Source organism: Albidovulum denitrificans (assembly GCF_002973535.1).
In the GTDB taxonomy this organism is placed as follows: Bacteria; Pseudomonadota; Alphaproteobacteria; order Rhodobacterales; family Rhodobacteraceae; genus Albidovulum; species Albidovulum denitrificans.
In genome coordinates this window covers 434,544-447,111 of sequence record NZ_PVEP01000002.1, presented here as the reverse complement: position 1 = coordinate 447,111, position 12,568 = coordinate 434,544, and the positions used below count along the sequence as shown (strand labels likewise).

The following is a 12,568-nucleotide window of genomic DNA, read 5'->3' as shown; positions in this document are numbered from 1 at the left end:
CCATGGTGCGGGTGGAGGGACTTGAACCCCCACGCCTTGCGGCGCCAGAACCTAAATCTGGTGCGTCTGCCAATTTCGCCACACCCGCAATGCCTGAAGGCGGCCCCGATCAGGAACCGCCCCCGAAATCCGCGCCCTTCTAGCAAGAAGAAAGGCGCGATGCGAGGGTAAAATGGCGTGTTCGGCCGCTCAGAGGCCGAGGTCGCGGAAGACGGCCGGAAGCTGATCCGGCAGGTCTTCGGCGATCAGGCCGGGGCCGAAGGTCAACGCGCATTCGACATGGAGCCAGGCGGCGGTTTCGGCCGCCTGCATGGGCGCGAAACCACGGGCGAGAAGGCCGGTGATGAAGCCCGTGAGAACGTCGCCCGAGCCTGCGGTGGCAAGCCATGGCGCGGCGCGATCGTACTGGGCGGAGTTGATGGAGCAGCGGCCCGAGGGGTCGGCGATCACCGTGTCGGGGCCTTTGTAAAGGATGATGCAGCCCGCGCGGGCGGCGGCCTCACGGGTGGCATCGACCTTGGAATAAGCGGGGCCTTTGGTGGCGGGTTCCGCCAGCTTTTCCGCGATGTCGGGGAAAAGGCGGGCGAACTCCCCGGCATGGGGGGTGAGGACGCAATTTTCGTGGAGCGCGGCGAAGAGGTCGGGTTCGCGGGAGAGGATCGTCAGGGCGTCTGCGTCGAGGACGAGGCGGCGGGAACCGTGACCGCGCCCCGGACCCGATCCGGGGCCTCCCTGCGCGCCGTCGCTATCGTTTGACGAGAGGTCCCGGGTCAGGCCCGGGACGGGGTCGGTTTTGCCCCCGCCGCCCACAATCCCCCCATCGCGCCCCGGACCCGATCCGGGGCCTTCGCCTTCGCCGCGCGCTTCGGGGGTGCAGAGGTCCCGGCTCAGGGCCGGGACGGGGACACCAAGCGCGCAGGCCACCAGCGCCACCTCCCGCGCCCCGGTCCCCAGCCCCGGCCCGAGGCAGAGCGCGTTGATCCGCCTGTCCTCCAGCACGCGCCCCAACGCATCGGCATCCGCCATGGGCGTCAGCATCACCGCATCGAGCCGCGCGGCATTCTCCGCCAGCGCCTCGGGCGGACAGCCCACCGTGACCAGCCCCGCCCCGATCCGCAGCGCCCCCCGCGCGGCGAGGCGGGCGGCCCCGCCTTTGCCCGCGCCGCCGGAAAGGATCAGGGCGTGGCCGTGGGTGTATTTGTGGGTGGACAGTTTGGCGAGGCCGTCGAGCGCGCGCCCGTCCGTCAATCTGACCGGCATCTTTGCCCCCCCAAGCGTAGCCCCCGGCCCGAGGGTGGGGGCGATTTCGCCCCCGCCCTGGGGGGCGGGTCGGGGGCGAAGCGGGGCTGACGCCCCGCTGGCGCTATCTTTCAGGCCGATGTCGATGCAGACAACTTTCGTGCAGACGTGCGGTCCGCCATCTAGAACATGCCCCAGCTTTCGTTGGTGAAACGTGACGGTGAGATGCGCGGCGTATGGCTCGCCAAGCCAGTATTCCCCAGGTGCAAGAAGTTGCCTGCCGGAATCTGAGCAAAGACCGGTTGGAACATCCACCGCGACGACGAATGGTCGTTCCGCAACACCATACTTCCATAAGCGGTCAGCAAACGCGAAATGAACAACGTGATAGAAAGGTTCGATGTCTGGCGGCTTGCGAGACAGCCCGGTTCCGAAAAGCGCATCCACTACAACATCTGATCTCAGCATCAGGTTGGTAGCCCGCCACGTCTCTGGTTCATCAGTGAACTTAAGTCCAGTGACCTCGCAGCCCAGCCCCAACCACCGCTCATAATTCACCCGCGCATCCGGCGGCAGCTTTTCGGGGTCGCCGTAGAGAAACACCTCCACCTCCCAGCCCCACTCTTTCAACAGCCGCGCCACCACAAACCCGTCGCCGCCGTTGTTGCCCGGACCGCAGAGGACGACGGCGCGGAATGACCCCGCTTTAAGCTCCGGCCATTCCTCAAAGATCGCCTCGACCACGCCCCGCCCGGCGCGTTCCATCAGCTCCAGCCCCGTCACCTCGCCCGAGGCAATTGCCGACTGCTCTATCGCGCGCATCTGGGCGGCTGTCAGAAGCTCGGTCATGGCTTTCCCCGCAAAGTTCGCGAACTGCCCATCACCCGGACAGTTTGCACAAAAATTAGGCAACAGCGCAGGAATCCCCCGCCCGCCCGGCGCCCCGGAACCCTAGCCAATTGTTCGCGCCCCGCGAAAGTGGTGACAGGGGCCGACGTGAGAAAAAGCGGCAGGGAGAGTCGGCCCCATGAAGAAGATCGAAGCCATCATCAAGCCCTTCAAGCTCGACGAGGTGAAGGAAGCCCTTCAGGAGGTCGGCGTGCAGGGCCTTTCGGTGATCGAGGTCAAGGGCTTTGGCCGCCAGAAGGGCCATACGGAGCTTTATCGCGGCGCCGAATATGTGGTCGACTTTCTGCCCAAGGTGAAGATCGAGGTGGTGCTGGCCGACGACATGGTCGAGACCGCCATCGAGGCGATCGTCAGCGCCGCGCGCACCGACAAGATCGGCGACGGCAAGATTTTCGTCTCGCCCGTCGAACAGGTCATCCGCATCCGCACCGGCGAGACCGGCGAGGACGCGATCTGAGGTTCGGGGCCAGGCCCCGGTGATACATCCAAACGAAAGGATTGAAGGATGAGCAAGGTCAAGGACGCCTTGAAGCTGATGAAGGACGAGGAGGTCGAATATGTCGACATCCGCTTCACCGACCCCAAAGGCAAGCTGCAACACGTGACGCTGGTCGTGGATCTGGTGGATGAGGAGTTCTTCGAGGAAGGCTTCATGTTCGACGGCTCCTCCATCGCCGGCTGGAAGTCGATCGACCAGTCCGACATGAAGCTTATCCTTGACCCCTCTTCGGTCTATATCGACCCGTTCTATGCCGAAAAGACGATGTGCGTGCATTGCACCGTCGCCGAGCCGGACACCGGCGAACCCTATAGCCGCGACCCGCGTGGCACCGCGGTCAAGGCCGAGGCCTATCTGAAGGCGTCGGGCATCGGTGACACCGCCTATTTCGGCCCGGAAGCCGAATTCTTCGTCTTCGACGACGTGCGCTATTCCGTGACGCCGCAGAAGGTCGCCTTCCAGATCGACGCCGTGGACGCCGCCTGGAACACCGACACCGAATACGAGATGGGCAACCAGGCCCACCGCGCCATGCACAAGGGCGGCTACTTCCCGGTCAACCCGGTCGATGCCAGCCAGGACCTGCGCGGCGAGATGTTGTCGACCATGAAGCGCATGGGCATGAAGGTCGACAAGCACCACCATGAGGTGGCGACCGCCCAGCACGAGCTTGGCCTGATCTTCGGCGGCCTCGTCGAACAGGCGGACAACATCCAGAAATACAAATACGTCATCCACAACGTCGCCGCCGCCTATGGCAAGTCGGTGACCTTCATGCCGAAGCCGATGAAGGGCGACAACGGTTCGGGCATGCACGTCAACATGTCGATCTGGAAGGGCGGCAAGCCGCTGTTCGCGGGCGACAAATATGCCGATCTCAGCCAGGAGGCGCTTTACTTCATCGGCGGCATCCTGAAGCACGCCAAGGCGCTGAACGCGCTGACCAACCCTTCCACCAACTCCTACAAGCGTCTGATCCCCGGCTTCGAGGCCCCGGTCCTGCGCGCCTATTCGGCCCGCAACCGGTCGGGCTGCGTCCGTATTCCGTGGACCGAAAGCCCGAAGGCCAAGCGTGTCGAGGCCCGCTTCCCCGATCCGGCGGCGAACCCCTATCTGGCCTTTGCCGCGCTTCTGATGGCCGGTCTTGACGGTATCAAGAACAAGATCGACCCCGGCGCGGCCTCCGACAAGGACCTTTACGACCTGCCGCCGGAAGAACTGGCCGAAATCCCGACCGTCTGCGGTTCGCTCCGTGAGGCGCTGGAAGAGCTGGAGAAGGACCACGACTTCCTGCTTGCGGGCGACGTGTTCACCAAGGACCAGCTTGACGGCTACATGGCGCTGAAGTGGGAAGAGGTCTATGCCTACGAACACACGCCGCACCCGATCGAGTACCAGATGTATTATTCCTGCTGAGTTTGGGATGGGCAGGATTGCCCATCCTACGGGGAAAGGGCGCCTTCGGGCGCCCTTTTTGCGTCGCGGCGCGCGTAACTCGGGATGCACGCCGCCGCAGCCGTAGGATGGGCAATATTGCCCATCCTACGCCGGATAATTTCGAAAGGCCGGGCATTGCCCGACTCGAAATTACGCTAACCCTATGGGAGGGCTAGACAGATTAAGGATGAATCCAGTAGACAGTTATAGCTTCGGTGATTGCTACGGTAACAGAGGAATAGTAAATGTCACCAGACGAGGCCACTTCCTCTCAGATGGTATCGTGGTTCGTATCGCTACGCCGCACGGAATTCGAACTTATGGGGAAGGGAATGGTCACTTACAATGGCCAGGCGGGCGTTACGCAGATTCAATCAACAGTGTTTGGCCGCCCCTGAATCAAGAAATTATGGATAAATGCACTTGCGGTACGGGTGTTGGGGAATGACTCCTAACGGAAGAGTGGTTGCGGCGTTTATAGTCGCTCCGATTATCGTGCCAATCTTGGTGATTATCGAAGGCTATATCTCAGGCAGGGTTGTGTTGTGGGAGTTTTTTCTCGGCATAGGCTCAATGACTGGGTATGGTTTTGCCATCATTTTAGGTATACCGGCCTACTTCTTATACTTTAGAAAACTGAAGAGGATCAGCTTTCGCCCGTTTCTTTGGTTTGCGTTAATATGCTCCGCTCTTTTCGTTATTTTCTGGGGGACGATCATGCTGCTTCAAGATGGTCCCCTTGCGCTATTGAGCACTACGTTTTTGGGGTATAGTGTTGTTTTCTTCCTTGCCACAGCTACTTCCGTCGCTGTCTTTTTTCTAATTGCTTTTTACCGGCTCAACACCAACCCAGTCGCCAAATAGAAGCCACACGACGGCTGTTATCAGGAGTCACTCCAATCGCCTCCTCAAGCCGCCTCCAACCTCGCGGATTCCCGCCCGCGCAGGCCATCCCGCCACCGGTTGCGGCCCGGATGGGCGCGCCCGCGACCGGCACCGTCAATGAGGTGACAGACCGGGCGAATCGTGCTTGGCTGCGCGCGGGGAACAGAAAAAGCAGCGCCGCCATGCAGCCACCGCATCAGGGCAAAGGGACGGAAAAGCCGGTCAAGCGGCGCTGTCACAGGTGCCACGGCTCTGGCCGGGTGCCTTGCGCGATCTGCCGGGGGTCCGGGCAGGTGGTGAAGGGGGTGGACATGCGCGGGCGGCAGATCCTTGACCGCTGCGGCGGCTGCTTTGGCCTGAAAACCTCGCGTTGCCCGACCTGCGGCGGCGAGGGCTTTGCCTGACACGCCCGTTCCCGTTTCGCCCGAAACCCCGGCGAACCCTGCCCCTGCGCCGGTTTTTCATGCGTTTCCAGCGCCTTGGCCCCGTCATTGCCGGAAAAGCATCGCGAAAGCGTACCGATCTCGGCAGATTTCCGCCTAAATCCCTCATTAACCAGAAGCTGGGTAAAAGACCTCAAAAGGGTTAAGGGCATGACGGGACTTCACATCAGACCGACCGGTTCGGCGACACCGCCGAAAGCGCATGTCATCGCCTGGCAGGCACGGCGCAATGCCGCGCTGCGGGTGGACGACATGATCGAGGCGACGATGCGGCGCTATGAGATGCCAAGCGTCGTGGACATCGCCAAGCGCGACGATGCGCTGGGGCAGTTGTCGCGGATCCTGCACCTCTGATCCCCCCCGACCGGGCCGGATCAGACCGCGCGGCGGGCCACCGTCGTGTGAATGGCAAAGACCACCGCGCCGGTCACGGGCAGGCGAAAGACGCTTTGCCGCTCGCTTCTCTCATAAACGCTGTCCGGCCGACCGACCTTGCGCGGATTGGCCTCGGAATGCGGCTGATAGAGGTCCGGCAGGTCGTAGCGCAGAAGGTTCGCGCGCCAGACCGCCCGCCCCGGCTGTACCCCGTCGAACATCCGCTGCACCCGCCGGGCGATGTCCGCGTCATAGACCGGCACCGGCAGATGGATCCGCAACAGAGGTTGCCCGATCTTTTCGGCCAGCGTCCAGGCGGCGGGAAAGCAGAGGAGAGCGGCGGTCAGCACGTGCTCCGCCCCGCGCTTTTCCAGAACGCAAAGATCCTCTTGCACCAGCCGTGACAGGGTCAGGAACGGATCGTCCCGCTCTACCGTGACCGTGACGCCATCCGGGCGGCGGACGGTCCCGCCCCTGACCGCGAAATCCGGGCGGCGCGAGAGGTCGTCCAGCACAAACTCCAACAGCTCCGCCACCGCCGCCCCGGCGCCCGGCGTCACCGCGATCACCCGGTCCCGGCCCGCCGCGATCAGCCGCGCCTTTTCCGCCAGTTGCGCGGAATACCCCGCGTCCACGGTCAGAAGCGCCCCCTCCGCCACCGGCTGCATCGCGGGCAGACGCCGCGCGGCCGCCTCTCGCTGGGCGTCGGGGATCGTCGGTTGAAGGATCGGGTCTGACTGCATGCCCCTTCATTGCCCCAACGCGGTGACGATTTCCATGCCTTCCGATGTCGCGAACCGGCATGACGGCGCCCCCACCCCGCCCCAGCATCGCACCAAGCCGAAGGAGGACCCCATGACCGATCACTACCGCGACCGCCGCAAGATCGACCCAAGCCGGGGCGCGACCCTTGGCGACGGCACCCCCAACGACAACGACCGGGTAGAGATCGGGCCGACGCAACTTGCCTTCCGCGAATGGGAGGCGGCGGGGCTGACGCTGCCGAACCTTTCCGCGATGCGTGAGGATCGCTGGAGGCGGCTGGTCCGGGCGCTGGCGGATCGCGACTATGGCGGCATCCTGATGTTCGATCCCCTCAACATCCGCTATGCCACCGACACCACGAACATGCAGCTTTGGAACGCGCATAACCCGTTCCGCGCCTGCCTTGTCTGCGCCGACGGGCATATGGTGGTCTGGGAATACAAGAATTCCCCCTTCCTCGTCGATTTCAACCCGCTGGTGAAGGAACTTCGGTCGGGCGCGTCCTTCTTCTACGCCGTTTCAGGCGATCTGGGCGACCGCGACGCCCATGCCTTTGCCGGTCAGGTGGATGAGGTGATGCGCGCCCATGCCGGCGCGAACCGGCGCCTTGCCGTCGACAAGATCCAGATCCACGGCCTGCGTGCGCTGGAACGCGCCGGGTTTCAGGTGATGGAGGGGGAGGAGTTGACCGAACGCACCCGCGCCATCAAGGGGGCGGACGAAATCCTCGCCATGCGCTGCGCGCACCATGCCTGCGAAAGCGCTATTGCCGAGATGGAGGATTTCACGCGCACCAATGTCCCGAAGGGCGGCGTCAGCGAGGATGACATCTGGGCGGAGTTGCACAAGGGCAATATCCGGCGCGGCGGCGAATGGATCGAGACCCGGCTTCTGGCCTCTGGCCCGCGCACGAACCCGTGGTTTCAGGAATGCGGCCCGCGGATCGTGCAGAATAACGAAATCGTCGCCTTCGACACCGACCTGATCGGGTCCTACGGCATCTGCATCGACATCTCGCGGACATGGTGGGTGGGTGACGCCAAGCCCGCGAACGCGATGATTTCCGCCATGAACCACGCGCTTGATCATATCCGCGACCATCAGGCGCGGCTGAAACCGGGCGTGCCGATCCGGGAGCTGGTGCTTGAGGGGCATCAGCTTGAGGACCAGTACTGGGCGCAGAAATATTCCTGTAAGATGCACGGTGTCGGGCTTTGCGACGAATGGCCCTATGTGCCCTACCCCGACAACTGGGCCGAGGGCGCCTTTGACCATGTGATCGAGGAAGGCATGGTGATCTGCGTCGAGGCGCTGGTTAGTCCCGAGGGCGGCGACTTTTCGATCAAGATCGAGGATCAGGTGCTGGTGACGGCGGACGGGTGCGAAAACCTGACGCGCTATCCCTTCGACCCGGCGCTTACCGGGGCGTGACCGGGTGCCAGTGGGAGGCCGCGACATTGCCGTGCCAATCCTCGGGCGCGTCCGGTCCGGGCGCGGGCCGCGGCAGGGTCGCCGCAAGCACAATGACGGCCAGAACGGCAAGGCCCCCGGCAAGGGCCGGGAGGGGCCGACTGGCGGCAAAGCGGGGCGTCGGGGCGATCCTGGCGGGCATGACTGACCTCCTGTCTGTCGGGTCTCTGCCGATCAGATAAGGCGGGCCGATCCATTTCAGAAATGAATGATCGTGCGGATATTCATCACGAAGCGTGATCCATTGCCGCGCGCCCATGGTGCGAAAGCATCGTGTAGTCCTTGCGCGGCCCCTTCACGACCCACTCCGCCTGCCAATCCGGCCAGCGGGAGAAATCGTAGCGCACCCGGTAATCGTCGGGCGCGCACCAATGGGCGGCCTCGGGCGCGCCCACCGGGGCGAAGTCGTGAAACGGGCGGCCGTCCTCGAACAGGACCGCGATACGACCCCCCTCAGCGCGCCACAGATAGCGCCGCGCCGCGCTCATCGGCCTGCCGCCGCCAAGCGCGATTACCCCGCTTTCTGACCAGTCCCAAAGCCCGTCACCGCGCGGTGACAGGGTCGCGGTGCCGGTAAAAACGCCGCTCTGCCCGGCCAGATGATCCGAGATTACCCGCCGCACATGCCAGAGCCCTTCGAAATCCGCGATCTTCAGCCTCATTTCCGGCCTGTCATCCTTGCTCCCCGGCGGCGCGCATTCTAGAAGCCCGGCAACCCCGTCACAAGCAAGAGGCCCACCATGATCCCCCGCTATTCCCGCCCCGAGATGGTTGCGATCTGGTCGCCCGAGACGAAGTTCCGCATCTGGTATGAGATCGAGGCCCATGCCTGCGACGCGCAAGCCGCCCTTGGCGTGATCCCGAAGGCGAATGCCGAGGCGGTGTGGCGCGCGAAGGACGTGGAATTCGATGTGGCGCGCATCGACGAGATCGAAGCGGTCACCAAGCACGACGTCATCGCCTTTCTGACCCATCTGGCCGAACATATCGGGTCCGAGGACGCGCGCTTTGTCCATCAGGGCATGACCTCATCCGACGTGCTGGACACCACGCTGAACGTTCAGCTTGTCCGCGCCGCCGACATCCTTCTGGCCGATATGGACAAGGTCCTCGCCGCGCTGAAGAAACGCGCCTTTGAGCATAAGGACACGGTCAGGATCGGCCGCAGCCACGGCATCCATGCCGAACCGACGACCATGGGCCTGACCTTCGCGCGCTTTTACGCCGAGATGGATCGCAACAAGAACCGGCTTGAAAAGGCCCGGTGGGAGGTGGCGACGGGCGCCATCTCCGGCGCCGTCGGCACGTTTGCCAATATCGACCCTGCGGTCGAGGAGCATGTCTGCGAAAAACTGGGCCTGCGCCCGGAACCTATTTCGACGCAGGTGATCCCGCGCGACCGCCACGCGATGTTCTTCGCCACCTTGGGCGTCATCGCGTCGAGCATCGAAAACATCGCGATCGAGATTCGTCACATGCAACGGACCGAGGTTCTGGAGGCGGAGGAGTTCTTCTCCCCCGGCCAGAAGGGGTCCTCGGCCATGCCGCACAAGAGGAACCCGGTCCTGACCGAGAACCTCACCGGCCTTGCCCGGCTGGTGCGCATGGCCGTGGTCCCGGCGCTGGAGAATGTGGCGCTTTGGCATGAACGCGACATCTCGCATTCCTCGGTCGAGCGCGCCATCGGCCCCGATACCACGATCACGCTCGATTTCGCGCTGAACCGGCTGGCGGGGGTTATCGAAAAGCTCGTCGTCTACCCGGAAAACATGCTGAGGAACATGAACAAGTTCAAAGGGCTGGTCATGTCGCAGCGGGTCCTTCTGGCGCTGACCCAGGCGGGGGTCAGCCGCGAGGACGCCTATCGGCTGGTGCAGCGGAACGCGATGAAGGTCTGGGAAAAGGGCGCGGATTTCAAGGAAGAGCTGCTGGCCGATGCCGAGGTCACCGCCGCCCTGTCGCCCGCCGAGATCGAGGAAAAATTCGACCTTGGCTACCATACCAAGCATGTCAACACGATCTTTGCCCGCGTTTTCGGCGCGTAGGATGGGCAATATTGCCCATCCCCACCCCACAGGCCACACGATTGCGTGATCCGGCTGTTTCCGGCCAAGAAACACTTGCCGCAAGGTCAGGGGGACTGGCACCCTTTACGAAGGAAAGGAGCATGCCATGACGAAACACGCCTTTGCCGCACTGATCGCCCTTGCCGCTTCTGTCGCCCCCGGCTTTGCCTTCGGGAACTGTTCCGGCCATGACAAGCAGGCCGCCATGTCCTGCGCGGAAGGGACCGCCTGGGACAGCGCGACCCGGACCTGCGTGAAGCTGCAAAGCTGAGAAACGGCTCATTCGTAAGCCGCCGTTAACCCGGTTCTGCGACCGTCGCTCCAACGCGGCGGAGAGGACCCATGACGGCGGTTGCACGACAGGCTGACAGCAACACGGGCCAGACGCCCGCCCGGCACGACCCGAGGGTCGTGACCGGACGGCAGAAGGCCGCCATCATCGTGCGGTTCCTGCTGGCCGAGGGCGGCAACCTGCCGCTGACCTCGCTCCCCGACGATCTTCAGGCAGCGCTGACCGAACAGATGGGCTCCATGCGCAGCGTCGATCGCGCGACGCTGCGGGCGGTAGTGGAGGAATTCGTGGGGCGTCTCGATTCGGTCGGTCTTTCCTTCCCCGGCGGCATCGAACGCGCGCTGGACCTGCTTCAGGGCCATATCTCGCCCGCCGCCGCGACGCGGCTGCGCAACGCCCGCGCGACATCGGCGACCGGCGACCCGTGGGAACGGATCGGCGCGCTTGAGGATGAACGCCTGATCGCCGTCCTGAACGACGAAAGCGCCGAGATCGGGGCGGTGCTGCTGTCCAAGCTGCCGGTCGGGCGCGCGGCCGATCTTCTGGCGCAACTGCCCGGTGACCGCGCCCGCAGGCTCGCCCATGCCATGGGCCAGACCGGCGTTGTCAAACCCGAAACGGTGCGCCAGATCGGCCAGTCGCTGATCGGGCAGCTTTCCAACGTCGCGCCGCGCGCCTTCGAGGATGCCCCCGAAGCCCGCGTCGGCGCGATCCTGAACGTCACCCCGGCCCAGACCCGCGACGCGGTTCTGGCAGGCCTGGGGGAAGAGGACGCCGAATTCGCCGAACGGGTCCGCCGCACCATCTTCACCTTCGCCGACATCGCCAAACGGATCGAGGGGCGCGACATTCCCAAGGTCACGCGCGGCATCGACCAGGCGCAGCTTGTCACCGCGCTTGCCGCCGCGACCGAGGGCGACGATGCCACCAGCGCGGAATTCATCCTCTCCAACCTCTCGCAACGCATGGCCGCCACGCTGCGCGAAGAGATGGAGGCAAGGGGCAACGTCAAGGTCAAGGATGCCGACGCCGCCCAGACCGCCCTTATCGCCGCGATCCGCGATCTTGAGGCCACGGGCGAGCTGGCGCTGCGCCAGGGCGAGGAAGAGGATGAGGGCTGACGCAACGGCCCGGCCCGCCTTCGTCTTGTCACCCGGCCCGGCCCTGACTATGTCTGGCGCCCGAAAGCCGGACCGCGACGGTCGCGGCCGCAACCCGATACCCGAGATGGCGAGAAAGACCCCGCGCAAACCGACCCTGTCCGACCGGATCGTCGATGGCGCCTTCCGCGCGCTTTTGTGGTGTGCCTTCCGCCTGCCCTATCGCCGCCGCGTGCCGGTCGCGGGCTGGGTCGTCTCGCGCCTGGTGGCGCCGCTGGCGGGCTATACGACCCGGATCCGCGAAAACCTCGCCCTCGTCTGCCCCGACCTGCCGCCGGCAGAGGTCGCGCGCCTTCTTCGCGATGTCCCCGACAATGTCGGCCGCACCACGATCGAGCTTTACTCCGGCACCGATTTCATCGACCGCGTCCGCGACCTGCCGATCCAGGGTCCCGGCGCGGCCGCCCTTGAGGCGGCGCATCGCGAAGGCCGCCCGGTGATCCTCGCCACCGGGCATTTCGGCAATTACGACGTGGCGCGCGGCGCGCTGGTGGCGCGGGGCTATCGCGTCGGCGGACTTTACAAGCCGATGAAGAACCCGCTCTTCAACGACCATTACGTCAAGGCGATCTCCACGATCGGAAAGCCGCTTTTCCCGCGCGGGCCGGAAGGGCTTGGCGCGATGGTGCGGTTCCTGAAATCGGGCGGCATGCTTGGCCTCGTCATGGATCAGCACATGGGCCACGGGGCGCCGATCACCTTTTTCGGCAAGCGCGCCTATACCGCCACCTCCGCCGCCGATCTGGCGCTGAAATACGATGCCGAGATCATCCCGATCTACGGCATCCGCCGCGACGACGGGCTGAACTTCGACATCCGGGCCGAGGCGCCGATCCCCAAAGGCGATCCGGTGACCATGACGCAGGCGATCAACGACAGCCTTGAGGCGCTGGTCCGGCAGCATATGGGCCAGTGGTTCTGGATTCACCGCCGCTGGAAGTGACCGCGGGTCAGGCAAAGATGTTTGCCCCCGGATGTTTGCCCCCGGATGTTTGCCATTGTGGCAGGCCCCGGAATGTGAACTCTTT

Annotated in this window: 14 protein-coding genes and 1 tRNA gene; 10 read left to right on the top strand and 5 right to left on the bottom strand. The window is 64.4% G+C overall.

Annotated elements, in window-relative coordinates:
- Positions 1–3: 3 nt before the first annotated feature.
- Positions 4–88, bottom strand: a tRNA-Leu gene (locus tag LX70_RS07935).
- A 101-nt stretch (positions 89–189) separates the two neighbouring features.
- Entirely contained in the window at positions 190–2,088 is a 1,899-nt protein-coding gene (locus LX70_RS20910) for an NAD(P)H-hydrate epimerase (RefSeq protein ID WP_245884988.1), read from the bottom strand.
- 178 nt (positions 2,089–2,266) lie between these two features.
- Here LX70_RS20910 and LX70_RS07925 point away from each other — a divergent pair, with 178 nt between their 5' ends.
- The 5 genes from LX70_RS07925 to LX70_RS07905 all read left to right on the top strand — a co-directional run bounded on the left by LX70_RS07925 (position 2,267) and on the right by LX70_RS07905 (position 5,766).
- A complete protein-coding gene (locus tag LX70_RS07925; protein ID WP_105514006.1) occupies positions 2,267–2,605 on the top strand; it encodes a P-II family nitrogen regulator in 339 nt (112 codons plus the stop codon).
- 48 nt (positions 2,606–2,653) lie between these two features.
- Positions 2,654–4,063, top strand: a complete 1,410-nt coding sequence (gene glnA / locus LX70_RS07920) for a type I glutamate--ammonia ligase (RefSeq protein WP_105514005.1) — start codon at positions 2,654–2,656, stop codon at positions 4,061–4,063.
- 465 nt (positions 4,064–4,528) lie between these two features.
- A complete protein-coding gene (locus LX70_RS07915; RefSeq protein WP_105514004.1) occupies positions 4,529–4,948 on the top strand; it encodes a hypothetical protein in 420 nt (139 codons plus the stop codon).
- 203 nt (positions 4,949–5,151) lie between these two features.
- Positions 5,152–5,373, top strand: coding sequence for a hypothetical protein (locus LX70_RS07910; RefSeq protein WP_146111565.1), 222 nt, complete (start codon positions 5,152–5,154; stop codon positions 5,371–5,373).
- A gap of 189 nt (positions 5,374–5,562) precedes the next feature.
- Complete coding sequence (locus LX70_RS07905) at positions 5,563–5,766, top strand: hypothetical protein (protein ID WP_105514002.1); 204 nt, start codon at positions 5,563–5,565, stop codon at positions 5,764–5,766.
- 20 nt (positions 5,767–5,786) lie between these two features.
- Here LX70_RS07905 and LX70_RS07900 read toward each other — a convergent pair whose 3' ends face one another.
- The gene (locus tag LX70_RS07900) at positions 5,787–6,530 is read right to left on the bottom strand and encodes a heme-dependent oxidative N-demethylase family protein (protein WP_105514001.1); all 744 of its coding nucleotides are present in this window, start codon (positions 6,528–6,530) and stop codon (positions 5,787–5,789) included.
- 112 nt (positions 6,531–6,642) lie between these two features.
- Between LX70_RS07900 and dddP the strand changes: the two genes are divergently transcribed.
- Entirely contained in the window at positions 6,643–7,983 is a 1,341-nt protein-coding gene (gene dddP, locus LX70_RS07895) for a dimethylsulfonioproprionate lyase DddP (protein ID WP_105514179.1), read from the top strand.
- Here dddP and LX70_RS20400 read toward each other — a convergent pair.
- Both LX70_RS20400 and LX70_RS07885 read right to left on the bottom strand, forming a co-directional pair.
- Positions 7,970–8,164, bottom strand: coding sequence for a hypothetical protein (locus tag LX70_RS20400; RefSeq protein ID WP_146111564.1), 195 nt, complete (start codon positions 8,162–8,164; stop codon positions 7,970–7,972). The genes dddP and LX70_RS20400 overlap by 14 nt on opposite strands.
- Before the next feature lie 85 nt (positions 8,165–8,249).
- Complete coding sequence (locus LX70_RS07885) at positions 8,250–8,684, bottom strand: DUF6314 family protein (RefSeq protein WP_105513999.1); 435 nt, start codon at positions 8,682–8,684, stop codon at positions 8,250–8,252.
- Between the two features lie 78 nt (positions 8,685–8,762).
- On the opposite strand from LX70_RS07885, the gene purB reads away from it, so the two are divergent.
- The 4 genes from purB to LX70_RS07870 all read left to right on the top strand — a co-directional run bounded on the left by purB (position 8,763) and on the right by LX70_RS07870 (position 12,483).
- Entirely contained in the window at positions 8,763–10,067 is a 1,305-nt protein-coding gene (purB, locus tag LX70_RS07880) for an adenylosuccinate lyase (protein WP_105513998.1), read from the top strand.
- A gap of 127 nt (positions 10,068–10,194) precedes the next feature.
- Positions 10,195–10,359 (top strand): hypothetical protein, encoded by a 165-nt coding sequence (locus LX70_RS20705; RefSeq protein WP_170076148.1) that lies wholly within the window; start codon positions 10,195–10,197, stop codon positions 10,357–10,359.
- 71 nt (positions 10,360–10,430) lie between these two features.
- Positions 10,431–11,501 carry a flagellar motor switch protein FliG gene (locus tag LX70_RS07875; protein ID WP_105513997.1) on the top strand — a complete coding sequence of 357 codons (1,071 nt, stop codon included), beginning with the start codon at positions 10,431–10,433 and terminating at the stop codon, positions 11,499–11,501.
- Positions 11,502–11,607: 106 nt separating this feature from the next.
- Positions 11,608–12,483 (top strand): lysophospholipid acyltransferase family protein, encoded by an 876-nt coding sequence (locus tag LX70_RS07870; protein ID WP_105514178.1) that lies wholly within the window; start codon positions 11,608–11,610, stop codon positions 12,481–12,483.
- Positions 12,484–12,568: the final 85 nt, after the last annotated feature.